This is a genomic window from Streptomyces sp. NPDC046197 (genome assembly GCF_040646295.1).
GTDB lineage: Bacteria > Actinomycetota > Actinomycetes > Streptomycetales > Streptomycetaceae > Streptomyces.
Window position 1 is genome coordinate 282,605 of record NZ_JBEYZY010000002.1, and the last position, 21,007, is coordinate 303,611.

Consider the following 21,007-nt stretch of genomic DNA (forward strand, 5'->3'; position numbering starts at 1 on the left):
GCCGTGGTTCCGGGTGACGGCCTGGGAGGATCCGGCGCCATGGGACTAGTAGTACAAAACGATAAAAAGACCACCAAGGGGGGCGTGCACCGGAAAACGGGGCTCCGCGGCGCGCTCGCGGCCCTGGCGGTCGCCGCCGTCGCCGCCGGCTGTGCGCAGCCGGACGCCCAGGTCCGCCCCGCCCACGGCCAGGAGCGCCTCCAGGCACCCGAGGCCCGCGCCCTCGACTCCTACGCGGCCCGGCTTCAGGCCTCCTACCAGGCCCGGGCGGCCGCCGCCCGGCGCTGGGGTCTGGAGGAGGTCCCGCTGACGCCTCCGCCGCCGCCCGAGACGAAGCCGAGGATCACCGCCCGCGCGGGCTTCGAGGTGGACCACCAGGAGGACTGGCACCTGCCCCCGGTCTTCACCACCGTCCCCACCAGGAACCGCGTCGTCTTCCTCACCATCGACGACGGCTCGGAGAAGGACCCCGCGTTCCTGCAGATGATGCGGGACCTGAAGATCCCGTACACCGCCTTCCTCAGCAACTACCTGGTGAAGGACGACTACGGCTACTTCCGGAAGATGCAGGCCTACGGGAACACCCTCAACAACCACACCCTGCACCACCCCTACCTGCCCGGCCTGTCCTACGAGGAGCAGGAGCGCGAGATCTGCGACATGCAGGACATCATGCAGAGGCAGTTCGGCAAGCGCCCGAAGGTCTTCCGCCCGCCCTACGGCAACTACAACGAGAACACCCTGCGCGCCGCCAAGTTCTGCGGCATCAGATACGCGCCCATCTGGAACGAGGAGGTCTTCGTCGACCACTGGGAGTACCGCGAGGACGACCAGCGCATGCGCCCCGGCGACATCGTCCTCACCCACTTCCGTGGCCGCAGCGACTGGAACGGCACGATGGTCGACGACATGCGCCGGTTCCTGAACAAGGTCACGGCCGACGGGTACGCGGTGGCGCGGCTGGAGGACTACCTGTGAGGCTGCGGCGCCCGGCCGCGGCCCTGGTCGCGGCCACCCTCCTGACCGGCTGCGCGCCGTCGGTCGACCCCATCGAGCGGCTGGGCAGGAAGGCGGCCCAGCGGGTCCGGTCGCCGAGCGCGGCCGCCGCGCCGCAGCCCTACCGCCGCTGGGGCCTTGTCGCCCCACTGCCGGCGGCACCCGGCCCGCCGGCCCGCCCCCCGCTCACGGCCGGCGCGCCGCGCCCCGGACCGCCCCCGGTCGTGGACCACGTCGACACCCCCGACCGGGTCGTCTTCCTCACCTACGACGACGGGGCGGAGCGCGATCCGCGGTTCGTCGACATGGTCCGTGAACTGCGGCTGCCGGTCAGCATGTTCCTCACGGACAGCGTCGTCGGACCGGGCTACGGGCACTTCGCGCGGCTCAGATCGGTCGGCGCGGACCTGCAGAACCACACCCTGGACCACCCCTCGCTGCGCGGCCTGCCCTACGCCGGCCAGCGCGCCGAGATCTGCGGCCAGCGGGACAGGCTCCGGTCCCGCTTCGGCGTCCGCCCCCGCCTCTTCCGGCCGCCCTACGGCTCCTACGACCGGACGACCCTGCGCGCCGCCGCCGACTGCGGCGTCTCGGCGGTCGTCCTGTGGCGGGCGTCCATGACGGACACCGAACTCCACTTCACCCGGGGCCACGACCACGTCCTGCGCCCCGGTGACATCCTCCTCGTCGCCTCGGACGACGACGACCTGGACGGGCCCACCCTCCGCGAGCGCACCGCACGGCTGCTGCGGCGGATCCAGGAGCGGGGGCTGACGGTGGGGCGGCTGGAGGACTACCTCTGACCGGAGGGCTTCCTCCCACCGCTGGGGGCCGGGTGACCGGTGTGGTCCGGGGCCGCGGGCGCCCGGGGCGCAGCGGCGTACACCAGGCGGCCGGGCGGGGGAGTGGAGTGGGCGCCGGCCCGGGCGTCGTGCCAGATCCAGACCGCGGCACCCGCCACGGCGACGGCGAGCGTCAGCTGCACGGCCCCCGTGAGCCGGTTCCCGCTGCGCACGAGCAGGACACCGGTCACCCCCAACGCCAGCGCGAGCCCGCCGAACAACAGGGCCGGCGTCCAGTCCATCGGCAGCGGACCGGCGGGCTCTCCGACGCCGGCGTCCGCCCGGCTCAGGCCCCGCACGGCGAGCACGAGGACGATCAGCAGCCCGGCTGTGGCGTCGGCCAGCAGCACGAGCAGCAACAGGCAGCCACCGGCCGTCGCGTCCGGCCGGACCGAGGAACGCTCCTCGGCGATTTCGGGCGAGGCGGACCGGGGACCAGCGGAACCGAAACGCAGGGGCATGCCTCGTACGGTCGTACGAAACGCGCCGAAGCGGAATCACCGTGCGCCGACCCGAGACCGAGGTGTTACGCGAACGGAGACCCGGGCGATCGTCGCGGCCGCCGGGTCCCGAAAGACGCCCGTCACGACGAACCGTCGGCCGACGCGCCGCGGGCAATTGGCACTCCGCTTGACCGAGTGCTAACGACGGTCATAGTCTCGGCTCTGGCACTCCCCCCTGGAGAGTGCCAACAAACGCGACGGGCAGGTCCGGCACCCGCGACGACGGATCGACCTGGTCGCCACCTCAGACAGTTAACCCCGTGAGATCTCCGAAGGGGGAGGTCGGATCGTGACGACCGCCAGCACCAAGGTTGCCATCAAGCCGCTCGAGGACCGCATCGTGGTCCAGCCGCTGGACGCCGAGCAGACCACGGCCTCTGGCCTGGTCATCCCGGACACCGCGAAGGAGAAGCCCCAGGAGGGCGTCGTCCTGGCCGTGGGCCCGGGCCGCTTCGAGGACGGCAACCGTCTTCCGCTCGACGTCAAGGTCGGCGACGTCGTGCTCTACAGCAAGTACGGCGGCACCGAGGTGAAGTACAACAACGAGGAGTACCTCGTCCTCTCGGCTCGCGACGTGCTCGCGATCATCGAGAAGTAGTTCACCCCGAAGCACTCCTGCTTTGAGCTGCGCCCCTGGTCCCCGCAACCGATAAGAAGCCGGGCGCCCGGGGCGCAGTGCCGTCAACCCAGATTTCCGAGAGGGCTCCCGCTGCCATGGCGAAGATCCTGAAGTTCGACGAGGACGCCCGTCGCGCCCTCGAGCGCGGCGTCAACAAGCTCGCCGACACGGTCAAGGTGACGATCGGCCCCAAGGGCCGCAACGTCGTCATCGACAAGAAGTTCGGCGCGCCCACCATCACCAACGACGGCGTCACCATCGCCCGCGAGGTCGAGATCGAGGACCCGTACGAGAACCTCGGTGCCCAGCTGGTGAAGGAGGTGGCGACCAAGACCAACGACATCGCGGGTGACGGCACCACCACCGCCACGGTGCTCGCCCAGGCGCTGGTGCGCGAGGGTCTGAAGAACGTCGCCGCCGGCGCCTCTCCGGCCGCCCTGAAGAAGGGCATCGACGCCGCGGTCAAGGCCGTCTCCGACGACCTGCACGCCTCGGCCCGCCCGATCGACGAGAAGTCCGACATCGCCGCCGTCGCCGCGCTGTCCGCCCAGGACCAGCAGGTCGGCGAGCTGATCGCCGAGGCGATGGACAAGGTCGGCAAGGACGGTGTCATCACCGTCGAGGAGTCCAACACCTTCGGTCTGGAGCTGGACTTCACCGAGGGCATGGCCTTCGACAAGGGCTACCTGTCGCCGTACTTCGTGACGGACCAGGAGCGTATGGAGGCCGTCCTCGACGAGCCGTACATCCTGATCAACCAGGGCAAGATCTCCTCCATCGCGGACCTGCTCCCGCTCCTGGAGAAGATCATCCAGGCGAACGCCTCGAAGCCGCTGCTGATCATCGCCGAGGACGTCGAGGGCGAGGCCCTCTCCACCCTCGTGGTGAACAAGATCCGCGGCACCTTCAACGCCGTCGCCGTCAAGGCCCCGGGCTTCGGCGACCGCCGCAAGGCGATGCTGCAGGACATGGCGATCCTCACCGGCGCCACGGTCGTCTCCGAGGAGGTCGGCCTCAAGCTCGACCAGGTCGGCCTCGAGGTGCTGGGCACCGCCCGCCGCGTCACGGTCACCAAGGACGACACGACGATCGTCGACGGCGGCGGGAAGAAGGAGGACGTCCAGGCCCGGATCGCCCAGATCAAGGCCGAGATCGAGAACACCGACTCCGACTGGGACCGCGAGAAGCTCCAGGAGCGCCTCGCGAAGCTGGCCGGCGGCGTGTGCGTGATCAAGGTCGGCGCCGCCACCGAGGTGGAGCTGAAGGAGAAGAAGCACCGTCTGGAGGACGCCATCTCCGCGACCCGTGCCGCGGTCGAGGAGGGCATCGTCTCCGGTGGTGGCTCCGCGCTGGTCCACGCCGTCAAGGTCCTGGAGGGCAACCTCGGCAAGACCGGCGACGAGGCCACCGGTGTGGCGGTCGTCCGCCGCGCTGCCGTCGAGCCGCTGCGCTGGATCGCCGAGAACGCCGGCCTCGAGGGCTACGTCATCGTCTCCAAGGTGGCCGAGCTGGAGAAGGGCAGCGGCTACAACGCCGCCACCGGCGAGTACGGCGACCTGGTCAAGGCCGGCGTCATCGACCCGGTCAAGGTCACCCGCTCCGCCCTGGAGAACGCCGCCTCCATCGCCTCCCTCCTGCTGACGACCGAGACCCTGGTCGTCGAGAAGAAGGAAGAGGAAGAGCCGGCCGCCGCGGGCCACGGCCACGGCCACGCCCACTGACGACGCACGTCGGCAAGCCGTAGGCGAAGGCCCGGCGCCCCGAGGGGGTGCCGGGCCTTCGCGCTGCGCTACTTCTCCAGCGCGTCGAGCGCGCCCAGTTGCTGCATCAGCCCGAGCTGGTCGTGCTGCCACCACGTCTCGGCGATCTTCCCGCCCCTGCCCAGCCGGAACATGGTCATCCCCGTCATGGTGACCTGCTTCCCGGTGGGCGCGATGCCCAGGAAGTCGCCCTTGTGGGTGGCGTTCCAGGTCCAGCGGGCGCAGGCCCCGTCCCCCTGGGCGATCAGATCGTCGATGGTGAAGTCGAAGTCGAAGGCGGCGCGCCACATCCGGTACTCGCTGCGGACCGAGTCCAGCCCGATGGTGTCCTGCGGGTTGATCGGATCGTGGCTGTGGATGTCCTCGTCGAGCAGGTTGTTCAGCGGCGGAAGCTCACCGTCCGCCGCCAGCGTCTCGAAGAAGAGCCGCACGGTCGTCGCGTACAACTGCTCGTCCCGTACGACGTCCAGGTCGGTGAAGGTGGGCGTCTCGTCGCAGAGTGCGACCAGGCCCCGGAAGATCTTGCCCGTCTCCGGAAGCTTCGAGTTCCGCATCGCCTCCTCGTACGAGGGGAACTCCACCATCTCCACGAGGTGCGACGCGTCCGAGCGGTCCTTGCCCACCACCGCGTGCGTCGCGGTCCGCTTTCCGCTGGTCTGCTCGACCCACGTGTCCATCAGCCGGTTCATCTCGTCGATCCGGCTGGTCCTGCACTCGATGAGCTGTACGAAGGTCATGACGCCGCCTCCGGCCCCCCTGGTCCGGTTCCGTCAGCGCCCATTTTCCCACCGGAGCGCGGCCGTCACCTCCGTACCGTGGCTGTGCTCCGTGCCGTCACTGCGGCCCGTACTTCCGCCCCGTCCTGGACGTGACGCCGCCCAGCAGGCCGCGGGGGGTCACCTTCACCAGGCCCATCAGCGCCTTGTACCGGGGGTCCGGGACGGAGAGGGTCTTGCCGCGGGAGAGGTCCGACAGGGCCGTCGCGACGAGCTTGTCCGCGTCCAGCCACATCCAGCCCGGGATGTTGTCGGTGCCCATTCCGGCCCGCTGGTGGAACTCGGTGCGGACGAAACCGGGGCACAGGGCCATCAGGCGCACCCCGCTGCCGGCCAGGTCCCGTGCCGCGCCCTGGGTGAACTGCACGACCCAGGCCTTGGAGGCGCCGTAGGTGCCACGGGGGACGAAGGCGGCCACCGAGGCCACGTTGACGACCCCGCCCCGGCCGCGCTCGCGCATCGCGTCAGTCGCCGCCGAGGTCAGCCGCAGCACCGCCTCGATGTGCACCTTGAGCATCCTGAGCTCGTCGGCCATGGGTACGTCGAGGTAGCGGCCCTTGTTGCCGAAGCCGGCGTTGTTGATCAGCAGATCGACGGGATTCCTGCGGTCGCCCAGCCGTGCGGCGACCGTCTCGATCCCCTCGTCCGTCGCCAGGTCGGCGGTCAGCACCTCCGCCTCGATGCCGTGCCGGTCGTGCAACTCGGTCGCCTGCTCGGTGAGGCGCTTGGTGTCCCGGGCGACCAGGACGAGGTTGTGCCCGTCCGCCGCCAGCCGTCGCGCGAACGCGGCGCCGATGCCCGCGGTCGATCCCGTAATCAGAGCCGTTGTCATGGCGAAAGATTAGTGGCCCGGACCGCCTGACTCCGATCTCTGCACAGTCCCTCCCGATCAGTGACCGCGTGTGTTCTGTCCCCGGCCAGGTGTCAGCCCGCGTGTGTCCGGGCGTACTTGTGGGCCGCCGCCAGGGACTCCGGATGCAGTGCCGTACCCGCCGGGAGCAGCCGCGGCAGCAGGGACCGGTCGGTGGTGAGGGCCCGGAACTGCAGGGCGACGGTCACGTCGTGGTCCGGTCGGTGCACGATCTCGACCGGATCGCCCGCCCGGATCTCGCCCGGCTCGATCACCCGCAGATACGCGCCCGGCGCACCCTTCCGCGTGAACCGCCTCACCCATCCCGGCTCGCCCAGATGCCCCTGGAAGGTGCGGCAGGGAATCCGTCCGCAGGTCACCTCCAGCACCACCGTGGGGCCGACGCGCCAGCGTTCACCGATCCGGGCGCCGGAGATGTCGAGGCCCGCGGTGGTGAGGTTCTCGCCGAAGGCGCCGTTGGCCAGTGTCCGGCCGAGCGCGCCCTCCCAGTCGTCGAGGTCCTCGCGCGCCACCGCGTACACCGCCTGGTCGTCGCCGCCGTGGTGCCGGGTGTCGCACACCGCGTCCCCGGCCAGCCCGCTCGCGCCGACGCCCTTGGGCCCGGGCGCCGCCACCCGCACCGGTCCCCGGGCCGGCCGCTTGTCGATGCCGGTCAGACCCTCGGGCTGATCGGTGTACGGCACGGACCGCGGCCGGCCCAGGTTCACTGACAGAAGCCTCATGCCCGCACGGTAGGTCAGCGACCATCAAAGTGTCGACGCATTATTCCGTTGCTCACCCAAGACTCGCTTATGATTCTGTTTGTGATCGAGGCTCGTCATCTGCGCGTGCTGCGCGCCGTGGCCACCACCGGCTCCTTCTCCGCGGCGGGGCGCGAACTGGGCTGCACCCAGCCCGCGGTCAGCCAGCAGATGAAGGCGCTGGAGGCGTCCGTGGGCACCCCGCTGCTGGTCCGCACCGGCCGCGAGATGCGCCTGACGCAGGCGGGTGAGGCGCTCGTCCGGCACGCCAACGGCATCCTCGCCGGACTCACCGCAGCCGAGGAGGAGGTCGCCGCCATCGCCGGGCTGCGGGCGGGGCGGGTCCGGCTCGTCTCCTTCCCGAGCGGCAGCTCCACCCTCGTCCCGACCGCGCTCGCCGCACTCCGCGCCGCGCACCCCGGCACCCGGGTGTCCCTGGAGGAGGCCGAGCCGCCGAAGTCCGTCGAGCTGCTGCGCGAGGGCGACTGCGACGTGGCCCTCGCCTTCCGCTACGAGGCGGCCGGGGGCGCCGAGGAGTGGGAGGACCTCGTCGTACGGCCGCTGCTGACCGACCGGCTCGTGGGGCTGGTGCCCGAACGGCACCCATTGGCCTGTGCCGAGTCCGTCGCCATCGGCGAACTCGCCGGCGAGCCGTGGATCGCGGGCTGCCCGCGCTGCCGCGGCCAGCTGGTGGAGGCGTGCGAGAGCGCCGGCTTCACGCCCCGCATCGACTTCGCCACGGACGACTATCCGGCGGTGGTGGGACTGGTGAGCGCCGGTCTCGGGGTCGCGGTGCTGCCCCAGCTGGCGATCGAGTCGGTACGGCCCCGGGGCGCCCGCACGGTGAACCTGGAACCGGCGGTGCGTCGCGAGATCGTCGCGCTCACCCTGCCCGACCTGGCTCAGGTGCCGGCGGTGGCGGCCACGCTGGACCAGCTGGCCCGGGCCGCGTCGCGGTGACCCGGCTCCACGGACCGGCACGGGGAAACAGGCGTCGCAACACTGGGGCACGCGCAGGCGTGTAGGCCCTGTCGTCACATGCCCGTCTGCCTCACGCCGCCATGCACGCTCCCCCACTCTCGGCTTCGCTCGAGCGGGCGGGGCCCCCACCACCGCACCGGGCGGGAACCCGAGTACATCCAGTACGAGGGCTTCCGGCCGGCACGCCGAGAGCACGCTCCCCCCGAGCTCTCGGCTTCGCTCGAGCAGGGGGACCCATGACGCCGCGAGGCGGCCCTCCGGGCGACGACGGGCATTTGACGACAGGACCTAGTGAAGAAACGTTCCTTCAGTTGTTCGAGGCGGTGTCTCCGGTGGTCGACGACGCCGACACCAGCCGGTTCCGTGCCCGCCCCATGAGCTCTTCGCGCTCGTCCTCGGTCAGGCCGCCCCACACCCCGTACGGTTCGCGCACCGCCAAAGCATGCGCCGCGCACTCCGCACGGACCGGGCACCTCATGCAGACCTCCTTGGCCGAGTTCTCTCGAGCGCTCCGAGCCGCCCCGCGCTCGCCCTCCGGATGGAAGAAGAGTGAGCTGTCGACCCCGCGGCAGGCGGCCAGAAGCTGCCAGTCCCACAGGTCCGCGTTCGGTCCGGGAAGGCGGGAGAAATCTGCCATTACGTGACCCCTTGTAGCCGTTCGTGGCGGATACGGTGCCAACGACCGTACATCTCCGATCTAAGGAGATGAAAATATGACTCATTGCGAATCTAGCCCCAGACACCAAGAAACGGGAAGAAAAGGGGCTAAATGGGGCATAGGTTGTGGTGAAAAGTTGAGGGTCTGACGGCCATGTCTGCGCTGTGTCCGCTCCCTCACGTAGAGTGCCGAAGATGGCACACAGCCCCGTAACTCTTTCGAGTGACCGTCGTTGAGAGTGCGGAGGCGGTTGAAAACACAAGCGCTCGGGCAGGCGTCCGAGACGGTCGACCGCACAGGTGACGATTTCGTACCAGCCTGGAGGCTCAAGGTGACGCGCATCAGCTGCGGAGGACGGCCATGACATCCGTCCTCGTCTGCGACGACTCCCCGCTTGCCCGAGAGGCGCTCCGCCGCGCGGTCGCGACCGTGCCCGGCGTCGAGCGAGTGACGACGGCGGCCAACGGCGAGGAAGTCCTCCGCCGCTGGGGCGCCGACCGGTCGGACCTCATCCTCATGGACGTGCGCATGCCCGGCCTGGGCGGTGTCGAGACCGTCCGGCGTCTGCTGTCCGCCGACCCCGGCGCACGCATCATCATGCTCACCGTCGCGGAGGACCTCGACGGTGTGGCGCTCGCCGTCGCCGCCGGTGCCCGCGGCTATCTGCACAAGGACGCCTCCCGCGCGGAGCTGCGAGCCACCGTGACCCAGGCCCTGGCGGACCCCACCTGGCGGCTCGCCCCGCGGCGCCTGCGTTCCGCGGAGATGGGCGCCGCGCCCACGCTCACCGCGCGTGAGATCCAGGTGCTGGAAGGCATGAGCCACGGCCGCTCCAACGCGGAGATCGGCCGCGAGCTGTTCCTCTCCGAGGACACCGTCAAGACGCACGCCCGCCGGCTGTTCAAGAAGCTCGGCGCCTCCGACCGCGCGCACGCGGTGGCGCTCGGCTTCCGGTGGGGCCTGGTCCGCTAGGGCCCTGGGCCGACCGGGCCCGGGTCCGGCGTAGCGGGCCGTCTTCCGGTGACGGGGACCCGTCGGCCCGGCCGAGCGGAACGTGACGGCACCCCCACGCGCGGAATCGAGCGTGGGGGAGCGTCCGGCCGTACGGTCGCGTCGCGGAGGCGGGGGCCGATGCGGCGGGGGAGCGACCCGCGGCGGCTTTGCGTCCGGCTCTCTGATCGGCTCTCTGATCGGCTTTGTGTTCGGCTTTGTGTTCGGCTTTCGCTTGTCGGCTGTGACTTTTCGGCTCTTGCCTGTCGGCTCTTCCCTGCCGGCTCGTGCTTGTCCGCTCCGGCGGCGCGGGCGTCGGCCGCGCCGTGGGCACGCCTCGGCCGGCGGGCGCTCCCGGAGCCGGTGACGTCGAGAAACACGGGGGAGATGTCGAGTGCTTGGGGGAGGACGCGGCGGCCGCCGCGGCCCCGGAGGTGATCGTGCCCGGACCCGGGCCGTCGCCGCCTACCGCAGGGTGGGCTCGCGCGGCAAAACGGCCCGTCGGGTGCCCGGTGCTCGTTTCGCCGCGGATGCCGCATCCTTGAGGGTGTGGAGTTCCTCGGGGACGAGTCGGTCGAGCGGAAGGGGAGGGCGCAGGGGATGAGTTCCGGCGCACCTGCTCATAACGCTTCAGTGCACAACCACGAAGGCGGTGCCACGGATCGTGCGACGCCAAGGCACCATGGACCGATGCGTGACGACGAGGCGGCACTTGCCCATGGGCAGATCGGTGCGCTCGTCCATCGCGCTGTCGACGGCGACGAGCAGGCCACGCACGATCTGCTGGCCCGCGTCCATCCGCTGGCGCTGCGCTACTGCCGCAGCCGTCTGACGCGGCTGCCGGGAGACGCGCGTCATTTCGTCGAGGACCTCGCCCAGGAGGTCTGTGTCGCCGTCCTGCTCGCTCTGCCCCGCTACCGGGACACCGGCCGCCCCTTCGAGGCCTTCGTCTTCGCCATCGCCGCCCACAAGGTCGCGGACCTGCAGCGTGCGGCGATGCGGCACCCGGGCTCGACGGCCGTCCCCTCGGACGAGATGCCCGAGCGCCCGGACGACTCCCTCGGACCGGAGGAGCGCGCCCTGCTCAGCAGCGACGCCGAGTGGGCCAAGAAGCTGCTGGCCAACCTTCCCGAGAACCAGCGCGAGCTGCTCCTGCTGCGCATCGCCGTGGGCTTGACGGCCGAGGAGACGGGTCAGATGTTGGGAATGTCACCGGGGGCCGTGCGGGTGGCCCAGCATCGTGCGCTGAGCAGGCTCCGGGCCCTCGCCGAGCAGTAGGAAATCCCGCTGCCCGGCCCTCACATGAACGGGTGACCGATGGTTTCCGTACGAACATACGAAGCCGAAGGCCGCCTTCCGTCATGGAATGAGACAGCCTTGCTTCCCGTTAGCATGGACATCCGCACCGATCAAGGCCATTTGGGGAAGGTGTCATGACTGCCAACGTCGACGGAGTGCCCGGTAAATTCGCGACACTCGGGCTGACCTACGACGACGTGCTGCTGCTGCCGGGCCCGTCGGACATGGCACCCGACGAGATCGACACCGCCTCGTACGTCTCCAAGAACGTGCGGGTGAACATCCCGCTGCTGTCCGCCGCCATGGACAAGGTGACCGAGTCGCGGATGGCGATCGCCATGGCCCGCCAGGGCGGCGTCGGCGTGCTGCACCGCAACCTGTCCATCGAGGACCAGGCCAACCAGGTCGACCTGGTCAAGCGCTCCGAGTCCGGCATGGTCGCCGACCCCATCACGGTGCACCCCGACGCCACGCTCGCCGAGGCCGACGCGATCTGCGCCAAGTTCCGCATCAGCGGTGTCCCGGTCACCGACGGCAACAAGAAGCTGCTCGGCATCGTCACCAACCGCGACATGGCCTTCGAGTCCGACCGTTCGCGCCGGGTGCGCGAGGTCATGACACCGATGCCGCTGGTCACCGGCAAGGTCGGCATCTCCGGCGTCGACGCGATGGAGCTGCTGCGCAAGCACAAGATCGAGAAGCTCCCGCTGGTCGACGACGAGGGCATCCTCAAGGGCCTGATCACGGTCAAGGACTTCGTCAAGGCGGAGCAGTACCCCAACGCCGCCAAGGACGCCAGGGGCCGGCTCCTGGTCGGTGCCGCGGTCGGTGTCGCCGGTGACTCCTTCGACCGCGCCCAGGCCCTGATCGAGGCGGGTGTCGACTTCATCGTGGTCGACACCGCGCACGGCCACTCCCGCCTGGTCGGCGACATGATCGCCAAGATCAAGTCGAACTCCTCCGGCGTGGACGTCATCGGCGGCAACGTCGCCACGCGCGACGGCGCGCAGTCCCTCGTGGACGCGGGCGCGGACGGCATCAAGGTCGGCGTCGGCCCCGGCTCCATCTGCACCACCCGGGTGGTCGCCGGTATCGGCGTGCCGCAGGTCACCGCCATCTACGAGGCCTCGCTCGCCGCGAAGGAGGCCGGCGTCCCGGTCATCGGCGACGGCGGCCTGCAGTACTCCGGCGACATCGCCAAGGCCCTGGTCGCGGGTGCCGACACGGTGATGCTCGGCTCGCTGCTCGCGGGCTGCGAGGAGTCGCCGGGCGAGCTGCTGTTCATCAACGGCAAGCAGTTCAAGTCGTACCGCGGCATGGGCTCCCTGGGCGCGATGCAGTCCCGCGGCGACCGCAAGTCGTTCTCCAAGGACCGCTACTTCCAGGAGGGCGTCGCCTCCGACGAGCAGCTGATCCCCGAGGGCATCGAGGGCCAGGTGCCCTACCGCGGCCCGCTGTCCTCCGTCGTCCACCAGCTGGTCGGCGGCCTGCGCCAGTCGATGTTCTACGTCGGCGGTCAGACGGTGCCGGAGCTCCAGGCGAGGGGCCGGTTCGTGCGGATCACCTCGGCGGGCCTGAAGGAGAGCCACCCGCACGACATCCAGATGACGGTCGAGGCGCCGAACTACAGCAGCAAGAAGTGACGCACGCGCGCGCGTGAAGGCCGCTCAGGGGGCGGCCCCGGATCCTCCGGGGCCGCCTCCGGCCTTTCCGCCGCACCTGCGGAGGGCCGCTGTCGCACCCGTCGGCGATACTGGAAGACGCTGAAACGCATCAGGGAAAGGCCAAGACGTGACTGAGATCGAGATCGGGCGCGGCAAGCGCGGCCGCCGGGCGTACGCGTTCGACGACATCGCCGTCGTTCCGAGCCGCCGTACGCGGGACCCGAAGGAGGTCTCGATCGCCTGGCAGATCGACGCCTACCGCTTCGAGCTGCCCTTCCTGGCCGCTCCCATGGACTCGGTCGTCTCCCCGGCCACCGCGATCCGCATCGGCGAGCTCGGCGGGCTCGGCGTGCTGAACCTGGAAGGCCTGTGGACGCGGTACGAGAACCCGCAGCCGCTGCTCGACGAGATCGCGGAGCTGCCCGCCGAGTTCGCGACCCGGCGCCTGCAGGAGATCTACGCCGCCCCGATCAAGGAAGAGCTGATCGGCGCGCGCATCAAGGAGGTGCGCGACGCGGGCGTGGTCACCGCGGCGGCGCTCTCCCCGCAGCGCACGGCGCAGTTCTCCAAGGCGGTCGTGGACGCGGGCGTGGACATCTTCGTCATCCGCGGTACGACGGTCTCGGCGGAGCACGTCTCGTCCTCGCACGAGCCGCTGAACCTGAAGCAGTTCATCTACGAGCTCGACGTCCCGGTGATCGTCGGCGGCTGCGCCACCTACACCGCCGCCCTGCACCTGATGCGCACCGGCGCGGCCGGTGTCCTGGTCGGCTTCGGCGGCGGTGCCGCGCACACCACGCGGAACGTGCTCGGCATCCAGGTCCCGATGGCCACCGCCGTGGCCGACGTGGCGGCCGCCCGCCGCGACTACATGGACGAGTCCGGCGGCCGGTATGTGCACGTGATCGCGGACGGCGGAGTCGGCTGGTCCGGCGACCTGCCCAAGGCGATCGCCTGCGGCGCCGACTCGGTGATGATGGGCTCCCCGCTGGCCCGCGCCACGGACGCGCCCGGCAAGGGCCACCACTGGGGCATGGAGGCGGTCAACGAGGAGCTGCCGCGCGGCAAGAAGGTCGACCTCGGCACGGTCGGCACCATCGAGGAGGTCCTGACGGGCCCGTCCCACACCCCCGACGGCTCCATGAACTTCTTCGGTGCGCTGCGGCGGGCGATGGCCACGACCGGCTACAGCGAGCTCAAGGAGTTCCAGCGGGTCGAGGTGACCGTCGCCGACTCGCAGCACAAGCGGTAGTCCCACGGCGTTCGACACCCCCTGGGGGCCCGGTCACCCGCTCACGCGGGGACCGGGCCCTTTCGCGTAGGCGTGTCCTGCCTGGTGGGGGCGCGTGCGGTGGTATGGGGGCGCACGGTTGCCTTCGGGGCGAATGCGGGGCGGGAGGGCGGTGCCGAGGCGGTAACGTCCGTGTCCGGCGACCCGGTTCTCTGGGGCGCCCCCTTCCAAGGACACGGTTCCGGACCCCGGCTCCTCGGGGCCCGTCCCGAACTCCAACGGACCGCCTTACCGGGCCAATGGGCGGCGTCGTGGAAGGGGGCGCGCCCATGGGCCGTCACCGCAGGCCCACCCGCTGGGACCGCATCCGGCTTCGGCTGGTGAAGTTCCGGAGGAGGTGGATCCTGCGGATTCACGGCCGCTGAGCGGCCACCCCTACAAGGACTAGGGGTGGACACTCCGCCTAGTGGTTAGGGGCCCGCTGCAGTGGCCGCTGCGGTGGGCTCCGCCTCTTTCCGTACGCTACCGGTGCACGGTGCCGGGTGCCACCACATCCGAGGTCAGGCCGCCCGCACGCGCCCCCCTTCACAACCGATGCGCCGCCCCTGTAGGCGCCGCCCCCCGCGTGTCCAGCAACAGCTGCGCCTTGACCGACAGGCCCTGCAGGTCGTACGTGCGGTGGTGCTGGAGGAGGATCGTCAGGTCGGCGTCCGCCACTGCCTCGTACAGCGCGTCGGCGCGCGGGACCGGGCGGTCCAGAACGCTCCAGGCGGGCACGTACGGGTCGTGGAAGCTGACGGCGGCGCCCAGTTCCATCAGCCGGATCGCGATCTCCTGGGCCGGGGTGCCCTGCAGGTCGGCGAGGTCGGGCTTGTACGTGACGCCCAGCAGCAGGACCCGGGCGCCCCGGGCCGACTTGCCGTGCTCGTTCAGGAGGGTGGCGGCGCGCTGGATGACGTAGCGGGGCATGCGGCTGTTGACCTGCTGGGCCAGTTCCACCATGCGCAGGCCCCGACCCGCCTGCCCGGTCAGGTCCTGCGGGACGCCGTGGCCGCCGACGCCCGGGCCGGGACGGAAGGCCTGGAAGCCGAACGGCTTGGTCTCCGCGCAGCGGATGACGTCCCACAGGTCGATGCCCAGCTCGTGGCAGAGCACGGCCATCTCGTTGACGAGGGCGATGTTGACGTGCCGGTAGTTGGTCTCCAGCAACTGCACCGTCTCGGCTTCCCGCAGTCCGCGCGCCCGGACCACCTTGTCGGTGAGCCGCCCGTAGAAGGTGGCCGCCGACTCGGTGCAGGCCGGGGTCAGGCCACCGATCACCTTCGGCGTGTTGGCCGGGGTGAAGTCGCGGCCGCCGGGGTCGGCCCGGCTCGGCGAGTAGGCGAGGTGGAAGTCGCGGCCCGCACGCAGGCCCGAGACCTTCTCCAGCAGCGGGCGCAGGAATTCCTCGGTGGTCCCGGGGTACACGGGCGACTCGAGGATCACCGTGGTGTGCGGGCGCAGCCGCTCGGCCAGGGTGCGGGCGGCGGCCTCCACCTGGCTCAGGTCGAGCCCGCCGTCGGCACCCCGCGGGGTCGGCGCGCAGATCACCGCGGTGCGCACCCGGCCCAGCTCGGCCGGGTTGGTGGCAGGCCGGAAACCCCCCGAGAGCATCCGGCGCAGTTCGGCGGGGCTGAGGGAGCCGGCCTCGGGCCCGGTCCGGTATCCGAGGGTGGGAATGCCGGCGGCGACGGCGGCCTGGGCCAGGGGCAGTCCGAGAGGACCGAGTCCGATGACGGCGAGATCTGCAGGCATGGCGTGGGCCGTCCTTCCCGATAACCGAGGTGGGGCAGGTGCGCAAGCCCGGCGGACAGGACGGGCGAGTGCAATGTCAGACTAGGAGTAAATATGACCGTTTTGTGGGATTGACCAGCGTGTTTCTCCGGAAGCCGTGAGGGTTGTCCACAGGCTGGGGGCGACTGGTGGCTGAAGTGGGGCGACCCGGTCAGAATTTGGGCATGGGGGAAGTCAACGGGCTTCGCCGACGGGGTGCGGCCGGCGCGACCGACAGCGGGAGGCAGCAGTGAGGACAGCGACACTGGGGCCGGCGCAGCGCGCCGGGTCACTGGCGGCCATGGCGGAGCGGGAGCTGGACATTCTGGTCGTCGGTGGCGGCGTGGTCGGAGCGGGCACCGCCCTCGACGCCGTGACTCGCGGCCTGTCCACCGGCATAGTCGAGGCCCGTGACTGGGCCTCCGGCACGTCCAGCAGGTCCAGCAAGCTCATTCACGGCGGGCTGCGCTATCTGGAGATGCTCGACTTCGCGCTCGTCAGGGAGGCGCTGAAGGAGCGCGGCCTGCTGCTGGAGCGCATCGCCCCCCACCTGGTCAAGCCCGTGCCGTTCCTCTATCCCCTCCAGCACCGCGTCTGGGAGCGCATGTACGCCGGTACCGGTGTTGCGCTCTACGACGTCATGTCGATGGCCCCCGGACACGGCCGCGGCCTGCCCGTGCACCGACACCTGAGCCGCCGTCAGGCCCTGCGCGTGGCCCCCTGCTTGCGCAAGGACGCGCTGGTCGGCGCGTTGCAGTACTACGACGCCCAGATGGACGACGCCCGTTATGTGGCCACGCTGGTGCGCACGGCGGTCTCCTACGGCGCGAAGGCCGCCAACCGGGCCCGCGTCACCGGGTTCCTGCGTGAGGGCGAACGCGTGGTCGGCGCCCGGGTGCAGGACGTGGAGGGCGGCGGGGAGTATGAGATCCACGCAAAGCAGGTGGTCAACGCCACCGGGGTGTGGACCGACGACACCCAGGCGATGGTGGGGGCGCGGGGCCAGTTCCACGTCCGGGCCTCCAAGGGCATCCACTTGGTGGTGCCCAAGGACCGCATCAACTCCACCACCGGGCTGATCCTGCGCACCGAGAAGTCCGTACTGTTCGTCATCCCCTGGGGCCGGCACTGGATCCTCGGCACCACCGACACCGACTGGGACCTCGACAAGGCGCACCCCGCCGCCTCCAGCGCGGACATCGACTACCTGCTGGAGCATGTGAACTCGGTGCTCGGGGTGCCGCTCGGCCGCGACGACGTCGAGGGCGTCTACGCGGGCCTGCGGCCCCTGCTGGCCGGCGAGTCCGAGGCCACCAGCAAGCTCTCCCGCGAACACGTGGTGGCCCATCCGGTGCCGGGGCTCGTGGTGGTCGCGGGCGGCAAGTACACGACGTACCGGGTGATGGCCAAGGACGCCGTGGACGAGGCGGTGCACGGCCTGGACATGCGGGTCGCCGAGTGCGTCACCGAGGAGATACCGCTGCTGGGTGCGGAGGGCTACCCGGCACTGTGGAACGCGCGCGCCCGGATCGCAGCGCAGGCCGGCCTGCACGTGGTGCGCGTCGAGCACCTGCTGAACCGCTTCGGCTCTGCGGCGCAGGAGGTCCTCGCCCTCATCGCCGAGAATCCGTCGCTGGGCACGCCCCTGCCCGCGGCCGACGACTACCTGCGTGCGGAAATCGTGTACGCGGCCTCGCACGAGGGCGCACGGCACCTGGACGACGTACTGACCCGGCGGACCCGGATCTCCATCGAGACGTTCGACCGCGGCACGCGCAGCGCCCGGGAGGCCGCCGAGTTGATGGCCCCGGTGCTGGGCTGGGACAAGGACCAGATAGAACGCGAGATCGAGCACTACGAGAAGCGGGTCGAGGCCGAACGGGAGTCGCAGCGCCAGCCCGACGACCTGACGGCCGACGCGGCCCGGCTCGGGGCACCCGACATCGTGCCACTGTAGCCCGGGCGGTGAGCGTCACCACCAGCCGAACTCGTACTCCTGCCAGAGGCTTTATGGCCGGAAGTGTCCGAAGCGTCGGCACCCGCCGGTATCCCCTTGTCACGGCCCGTCATCCCGCCACGCGGAACGCTTCATTCACTGGCGTCCCGGGGGCCGCCCACAGGCACCCTGGGCGTTGACCACTTGTCGGGTGAGAGACAATGGAGGCTCTGTCAGGGCGGGTTGCATGAGGGGACGCATGTCGGAGGCGGAGCGGGCGGGGACATCTCGTCAGGACACTCGTCAGGACAACAGCGAGCGTCTTCTCGCCGGGCGGTACCGGCTGGGAGACGTGCTCGGCCGCGGCGGCATGGGCACGGTGTGGCGGGCCGAGGACGAGACCCTGGGCCGGACGGTCGCCGTCAAGGAGCTGCGGTTCCCGTCGAACATCGACGAGGACGAGAAACGCCGCCTGATCACGCGCACGCTGCGCGAGGCCAAGGCGATCGCACGGATCCGCAACACCAGCGCGGTGACGGTCTTCGACGTGGTCGACGAGGACGACCGGCCGTGGATCGTGATGGAGCTCGTCGAAGGCAAGTCCCTTGCCGAAGTCATCCGTGAGGACGGCCTGTTGGAGCCGCGGCGGGCGGCCGAGGTCGGGCTCGCGATCCTGGACGTGCTGCGCTCCGCGCACCGCCAGGGCATCCTGCACCGGGACGTGAAGCCGTCGAACGTGCTCATCGCCGAGGACGGCCGGGTGGTCCTCACCGACTTCGGCATCGCCCAGGTCGAGGGCGACCCGTCCATCACGTCCACCGGCATGCTCGTCGGCGCGCCCTCCTACATCTCCCCGGAGCGGGCCCGCGGGCACAAGCCGGGTCCGGCGGCCGACCTGTGGTCGCTCGGGGGCCTGCTGTACGCGGCGGTCGAGGGCGTACCGCCGTACGACAAGGGCTCGGCGATCGCCACCCTGACCGCGGTGATGACCGAGCCGCTGGAGGAGCCGAAGAACGCCGGGCCCCTCAGGGACGTCATCTACGGCCTGCTCAGCAAGGACCCGGCCCAGCGGCTCGACGACAGCGGCGCCCGGGCGATGCTCAAGGCCGTCCTTCACGCCCCCGAGCCGAAGGAGGCCGAGCCGGAGCCGCCGGCGGACGCGACGAAGCTCGTACCGCTGCCGAAGCAGCCGAAGCAGCGGAAGGAGCCGAAGCAGCCGAAGGAGCCGAAGGAGTCCGCGGACGGTGCTGGTTCGGCCGGGAGCCGGCGGGGCGAGGAGGCGGCCGAGCGGCTGCGCGGCGCGCTGCGTTCCGTGCGCAAGGCCGCTGCGGGGACGGCCACCACGGCCGCCGCGACCCACACCAGGTCCACCGCCGACCCCCGGCCCGCCGCGGGCGAGACCGGTTCGGCGGCGTCCGGCGGCGGGTCCGCCGTCGAGGCGCCCGGGTCCCGCACGCCGGGTACCGCGGACACCGCGTCCTCCGGATCCGCGGCCGCAGGCCCGGCCGCCTCCGGCGCCGGCGAGCAGCAGTCCTCCGCGGGGGGCACGCAGGCCGGGCGGCCGAGTTCGGGGTGGCCCATGATGCCGCCGCCGGACCTGCCGCCGCGGCCGGTGCCCAGGGCGCCGCTCACCGACGTGGTGCCCCGGCGCACCCTGGTGCTCATCGCGGTGGTCGTGGTGCTGGCCGTGATCGGCACCGTGCTGGCCATCGCCCTCAGCGGGGACGACAACGGTTCCAAGGGCGACAGGAGCAGCGCGCGGGGCACGTCGCCCACCGCCCGGGTGTCCGCGAGCGCCTCGCCCAAGGAGGACACGGGCGGTGGTACCCGCGCCGACGGCAGGAAGACCGGCTCCGCCACCGCGGGCAGCGCCTCGCCCGGCGCGTCCGGCACGAATGCCGGTGCGAACCCGTCCGGCGGCGGCCCCGGCTCGGACGGCTCCGGGGACGCGGGCGCAGCGGCGTCGAAGTACACGGGCGACCAGGGCTTCTCCATCGGGCTGCCCAAGGGCTGGAAGTTCACGACCACCGACGACGCGGGGGCCCGCTTCACCGGCCCCGACGGGCAGAAGCTGCTCGTCGCCTGGACGTCGGCCCCCAAGGACGATCCGGTCGCCGACTGGCGGAACCAGGAGGGCTCCATGATCCGCTCGCAGTACGAGCGGATCCGCATCCAGAAGGTGGACTACAAGGGCTGGAACACGGCCGACTGGGAGTTCACCTACGTGGACGGCGGCACCGAATACCGCACGATAGACCGGGGGTTCGTCGTCAACGGTCATCTCGGATATGCCCTGATGTACACCGCGAAGGCCGCTAGGTGGGGCAGCGACCTGCGTAAGAACACGTGGCAGACGCTGACGAAAACCTTCGAACCGAAGCCGTGAGGTGGGCGCTTGACGGGCTGTCCCGCCTTCGCGGCGTGAGATCTGTCATCCCCTCTTTGCGGGTTGCCTCGGGCACGTATCGTGAGTGGTTGCGGACCGTAAGCATCGGGAACGGGACGCGTGGCGAACGGAATTGACCGACCGTGCGGCCGGGGGAGGCAAAGTGGACGACTATGCGGGCCGGGTACTCGCCGACCGCTACCGCCTGCCGCTGCCTCCGTCCGACGAGTACGAACTCACCGAGACCCGGGCCTTCGACACCTACAGCGGACAGGAAGTGCTCGTCCGTCAGGTGCCGTTGCCGGAGGTCGTCGAGGCGGAGGTGCTCGACGCGGACGGTCTGCCCGCGGGTTTCACGGCGCGCGACGGCGCCACCCGGCGGCCCCCGGCACGCACCGCGACGCGACGGCCCACCGACCCGGCGGTACGGCGCGCGGTCGAGGCCGCGCAGGCCGCGGCGCGTATCCCCGACCACCCGCGACTCGACCAGGTCTTCGACGTGTTCGCCGAGGGCGGTTCGCTGTGGATAGTCAGTGAACTGGTCGCCGCGCGGCCGCTGGCGGCCCTGCTCGCCGAGAAGCCGCTGACGCCGTACCGGGCGGCCGAGGTGGCCTCCGACGTGCTCATGGCGCTGCGGGTGCTGCACGCCCACGGCTGGGTCCACCGCAACATCACCGCCCGCACGGTCCTCGTCTGCGAGGACGGCCGGGTGATGCTGACCGGCCTCGCGGTCGGTGCGGCCGAGGAGGCCCTGTGCGGGTACGACCCGGTCCCGACGGAGGACGGCGAGGCGAGCGGGGACGCGGTCGACTTCGGTGACGGTGCGGCCTCCGGCGGTGGCGGTGACGGTACGGCGTCGGGCGGTGGCGGTGACGGTACGGCGTCGGGCGGAGGCGGTGGCGGTACGGCGTCGGGCGGAGTGGGTTCGTTCGGTGGTGCTGGG

18 protein-coding genes are annotated in these 21,007 nt (G+C 71.0%); 12 read left to right on the plus strand and 6 right to left on the minus strand.

The genetic code is table 11. The annotated features are described in order from the left end of the window. The first annotated feature begins 39 nt into the window (after positions 1–39). Together AB0A61_RS04060 and AB0A61_RS04065 are read left to right on the plus strand one after the other, a co-directional pair. Positions 40–978 (plus strand): polysaccharide deacetylase family protein, encoded by a 939-nt coding sequence (locus AB0A61_RS04060; protein ID WP_361285652.1) that lies wholly within the window; start codon positions 40–42, stop codon positions 976–978. A gap of 2 nt (positions 979–980) precedes the next feature. Continuing rightward, complete coding sequence (locus AB0A61_RS04065) at positions 981–1,799, plus strand: polysaccharide deacetylase family protein (RefSeq protein WP_361286237.1); 819 nt, start codon at positions 981–983, stop codon at positions 1,797–1,799. Here AB0A61_RS04065 and AB0A61_RS04070 read toward each other — a convergent pair. Next, positions 1,790–2,299 carry a hypothetical protein gene (locus AB0A61_RS04070; protein WP_361285655.1) on the minus strand — a complete coding sequence of 170 codons (510 nt, stop codon included), beginning with the start codon at positions 2,297–2,299 and terminating at the stop codon, positions 1,790–1,792. The genes AB0A61_RS04065 and AB0A61_RS04070 overlap by 10 nt on opposite strands. 331 nt (positions 2,300–2,630) lie before the next feature. On the opposite strand from AB0A61_RS04070, the gene groES reads away from it, so the two are divergent. Both groES and groL read left to right on the plus strand, forming a co-directional pair. Then, on the plus strand, positions 2,631–2,939 hold the full coding sequence (gene groES, locus AB0A61_RS04075; RefSeq protein WP_100569792.1) for a co-chaperone GroES: 309 nt from the start codon (positions 2,631–2,633) through the stop codon (positions 2,937–2,939). A 116-nt stretch (positions 2,940–3,055) separates the two neighbouring features. Then, entirely contained in the window at positions 3,056–4,681 is a 1,626-nt protein-coding gene (groL, locus tag AB0A61_RS04080; RefSeq protein ID WP_361285658.1) for a chaperonin GroEL, read from the plus strand. Between the two features lie 68 nt (positions 4,682–4,749). Here groL and AB0A61_RS04085 read toward each other — a convergent pair whose 3' ends face one another. From AB0A61_RS04085 to AB0A61_RS04095, 3 genes are all read right to left on the minus strand, one after another. Beyond that, complete coding sequence (locus tag AB0A61_RS04085; RefSeq protein WP_361285661.1) at positions 4,750–5,457, minus strand: ester cyclase; 708 nt, start codon at positions 5,455–5,457, stop codon at positions 4,750–4,752. Between the two features lie 97 nt (positions 5,458–5,554). Continuing rightward, positions 5,555–6,328 carry an SDR family oxidoreductase gene (locus tag AB0A61_RS04090; protein ID WP_361285664.1) on the minus strand — a complete coding sequence of 258 codons (774 nt, stop codon included), beginning with the start codon at positions 6,326–6,328 and terminating at the stop codon, positions 5,555–5,557. Positions 6,329–6,420: 92 nt separating this feature from the next. Further along, positions 6,421–7,089, minus strand: a complete 669-nt coding sequence (locus AB0A61_RS04095) for an MOSC domain-containing protein (protein WP_361285668.1) — start codon at positions 7,087–7,089, stop codon at positions 6,421–6,423. Between the two features lie 81 nt (positions 7,090–7,170). Between AB0A61_RS04095 and AB0A61_RS04100 the strand changes: the two genes are divergently transcribed. Beyond that, positions 7,171–8,067 carry a LysR family transcriptional regulator gene (locus tag AB0A61_RS04100; protein WP_361285671.1) on the plus strand — a complete coding sequence of 299 codons (897 nt, stop codon included), beginning with the start codon at positions 7,171–7,173 and terminating at the stop codon, positions 8,065–8,067. Between the two features lie 328 nt (positions 8,068–8,395). Here the strand turns inward: AB0A61_RS04100 and AB0A61_RS04105 are convergent, their stop codons facing one another. Next, positions 8,396–8,725: a WhiB family transcriptional regulator gene (locus tag AB0A61_RS04105; protein WP_361285674.1), complete on the minus strand. Its 330-nt coding sequence runs from the start codon at positions 8,723–8,725 to the stop codon at positions 8,396–8,398. Between the two features lie 381 nt (positions 8,726–9,106). Between AB0A61_RS04105 and AB0A61_RS04110 the strand changes: the two genes are divergently transcribed. The 4 genes from AB0A61_RS04110 to AB0A61_RS04125 all read left to right on the plus strand — a co-directional run bounded on the left by AB0A61_RS04110 (position 9,107) and on the right by AB0A61_RS04125 (position 13,951). Continuing rightward, a complete protein-coding gene (locus AB0A61_RS04110) occupies positions 9,107–9,718 on the plus strand; it encodes a response regulator transcription factor (RefSeq protein WP_003948568.1) in 612 nt (203 codons plus the stop codon). A gap of 708 nt (positions 9,719–10,426) precedes the next feature. Continuing rightward, entirely contained in the window at positions 10,427–11,014 is a 588-nt protein-coding gene (locus AB0A61_RS04115; protein ID WP_361285677.1) for a sigma-70 family RNA polymerase sigma factor, read from the plus strand. A 155-nt stretch (positions 11,015–11,169) separates the two neighbouring features. Next, positions 11,170–12,678: an IMP dehydrogenase gene (gene guaB / locus AB0A61_RS04120; protein WP_361285680.1), complete on the plus strand. Its 1,509-nt coding sequence runs from the start codon at positions 11,170–11,172 to the stop codon at positions 12,676–12,678. A 148-nt stretch (positions 12,679–12,826) separates the two neighbouring features. Beyond that, positions 12,827–13,951 (plus strand): GuaB3 family IMP dehydrogenase-related protein, encoded by a 1,125-nt coding sequence (locus AB0A61_RS04125; RefSeq protein WP_361285683.1) that lies wholly within the window; start codon positions 12,827–12,829, stop codon positions 13,949–13,951. A 564-nt stretch (positions 13,952–14,515) separates the two neighbouring features. Here AB0A61_RS04125 and AB0A61_RS04130 read toward each other — a convergent pair. Continuing rightward, positions 14,516–15,724, minus strand: coding sequence for a nucleotide sugar dehydrogenase (locus tag AB0A61_RS04130; protein WP_361285686.1), 1,209 nt, complete (start codon positions 15,722–15,724; stop codon positions 14,516–14,518). A 268-nt stretch (positions 15,725–15,992) separates the two neighbouring features. Between AB0A61_RS04130 and AB0A61_RS04135 the strand changes: the two genes are divergently transcribed. The 3 genes from AB0A61_RS04135 to AB0A61_RS04145 all read left to right on the plus strand — a co-directional run. After that, positions 15,993–17,699, plus strand: a complete 1,707-nt coding sequence (locus AB0A61_RS04135) for a glycerol-3-phosphate dehydrogenase/oxidase (RefSeq protein ID WP_361285689.1) — start codon at positions 15,993–15,995, stop codon at positions 17,697–17,699. Between the two features lie 238 nt (positions 17,700–17,937). Continuing rightward, a complete protein-coding gene (locus tag AB0A61_RS04140) occupies positions 17,938–20,064 on the plus strand; it encodes a serine/threonine-protein kinase (protein ID WP_361285692.1) in 2,127 nt (708 codons plus the stop codon). 163 nt (positions 20,065–20,227) lie between these two features. Next, positions 20,228–21,007: protein kinase (locus AB0A61_RS04145; protein ID WP_361285695.1), on the plus strand; the 780-nt coding region annotated here is incomplete at its 3' end.

What these genes read in the sequence shown, in the direction of transcription:
- groL (WP_361285658.1), top strand. Translation starts at nt 3,056, where the DNA reads ATGGCGAAGATCCTGAAGTTCGACGAGGACGCCCGTCGCGCCCTCGAG.
- AB0A61_RS04105 (WP_361285674.1), bottom strand. Translation starts at nt 8,725, where the DNA reads ATGGCAGATTTCTCCCGCCTTCCCGGACCGAACGCGGACCTGTGGGAC.
- AB0A61_RS04130 (WP_361285686.1), bottom strand. Translation starts at nt 15,724, where the DNA reads ATGCCTGCAGATCTCGCCGTCATCGGACTCGGTCCTCTCGGACTGCCC.
- AB0A61_RS04060 (WP_361285652.1), top strand. Translation starts at nt 40, where the DNA reads ATGGGACTAGTAGTACAAAACGATAAAAAGACCACCAAGGGGGGCGTG.
- guaB (WP_361285680.1), top strand. Translation starts at nt 11,170, where the DNA reads ATGACTGCCAACGTCGACGGAGTGCCCGGTAAATTCGCGACACTCGGG.
- AB0A61_RS04085 (WP_361285661.1), bottom strand. Translation starts at nt 5,457, where the DNA reads ATGACCTTCGTACAGCTCATCGAGTGCAGGACCAGCCGGATCGACGAG.
- AB0A61_RS04070 (WP_361285655.1), bottom strand. Translation starts at nt 2,299, where the DNA reads ATGCCCCTGCGTTTCGGTTCCGCTGGTCCCCGGTCCGCCTCGCCCGAA.
- AB0A61_RS04140 (WP_361285692.1), top strand. Translation starts at nt 17,938, where the DNA reads ATGTCGGAGGCGGAGCGGGCGGGGACATCTCGTCAGGACACTCGTCAG.
- AB0A61_RS04090 (WP_361285664.1), bottom strand. Translation starts at nt 6,328, where the DNA reads ATGACAACGGCTCTGATTACGGGATCGACCGCGGGCATCGGCGCCGCG.
- AB0A61_RS04095 (WP_361285668.1), bottom strand. Translation starts at nt 7,089, where the DNA reads ATGAGGCTTCTGTCAGTGAACCTGGGCCGGCCGCGGTCCGTGCCGTAC.
- AB0A61_RS04115 (WP_361285677.1), top strand. Translation starts at nt 10,427, where the DNA reads ATGCGTGACGACGAGGCGGCACTTGCCCATGGGCAGATCGGTGCGCTC.
- AB0A61_RS04110 (WP_003948568.1), top strand. Translation starts at nt 9,107, where the DNA reads ATGACATCCGTCCTCGTCTGCGACGACTCCCCGCTTGCCCGAGAGGCG.